This is a genomic window from Shewanella sp. 1180_01, from assembly GCF_052850535.1.
This window is the reverse complement of the sequence record NZ_VXCT01000152.1, coordinates 1-1,053: the sequence shown is the minus strand read 5'-3', so window position 1 is coordinate 1,053 and position 1,053 is coordinate 1. Positions and strand designations below refer to the sequence as shown.

Genomic DNA, 1,053 nt, shown 5'->3' with positions numbered 1-1,053 from the left:
CCCTATAGGTATTTGTTGCTTATCAAAAGTGGCAGACAGTATTTTGATGTGGTCTCATTATGCGAATCATCATAAAGGAGTTGTCGTTGAGTTCGATACATTCCAAGACAAATACACAGAACTACATGATGTTGAGAAAACATTATTGGGTTACCCAATTGTCTACCAAGGTCAAATGCCTAAAATTAGTGCTAGAAATGGTCAAGACGGCTTTTCTGCCGTGCAAAGCACAATTCTAACTAAGTCACTTAGTTGGAAATATGAAAACGAAGTTAGAGTGCTTTCCACACATTTAGGCCCAGGTATTCATAGTTTTGATCACTCTTTAATCTCAAGAATTATTGCGGGGGTAAAAATGCCCTCTTGTGATTACTTAGATTTAGTAGAACGAGTTACTAAAATCAATGCAGATAAAGGGTTGTCAATACAGGTGGTTAAAGCCAAAATGAGTAAAGAAAACTATGAAGTAATTACCACATAGCAAGGCCTTAATGTCGGATTCGTAATAGTTGGCTCGGTTCCGCTTTACTTCATATTATAGCCAACAATTACTCACCGTTTAAGGCTACGTTATGTCACATATGCGAGCATTGCGTAATTTTGGAATTTGAGTATGAAAGCATTTGAAATTGAACCTAAGTTAAAGCCTGATATGTCGAGGTTTCTTATTCACATGACAGGTAAAGATGCGATTAAAAGTATCTTGAACGGTGGTAGGCACAAAGAGGAAGGTTTAATCCGCGCTCAAGTACCAAATGGTCCAAAGTCAGAAAGCTTTAACCATAAAATTTCTTGTTTCACAGAAACACCTATCTTTGCCCTTGGAGGGTTTGTAGCTATTTCAAAGAGAAGAAATGCTGAAAATATGCAATATGGTGTTGGTTTTCGTAAGTTTTACATGGTTGAACATAATGTCAGGCCAACCATATACCTAGATAACGAGGTGCTAGGGCAACTGTTTAAAGCTGCTGATGCAGACTCTTCCGATGGAGTTAACTCATTACTCGATACTCTTAAGTCACTAGCACACCCCCTAGGAGAAAAGATGCCTCT

General features: G+C 38.2%; 2 protein-coding genes. Both read left to right on the top strand.

What is annotated here, in order from left to right:
• On the top strand, positions 1-481 hold a 481-nt coding region (locus tag FW758_RS24585), incomplete at its 5' end, for a DUF2971 domain-containing protein (protein ID WP_446446826.1).
• A 132-nt stretch (positions 482-613) separates the two neighbouring features.
• The coding region (locus FW758_RS24580; protein ID WP_446446825.1) for a hypothetical protein at positions 614-1,053 on the top strand (440 nt) is incomplete at its 3' end.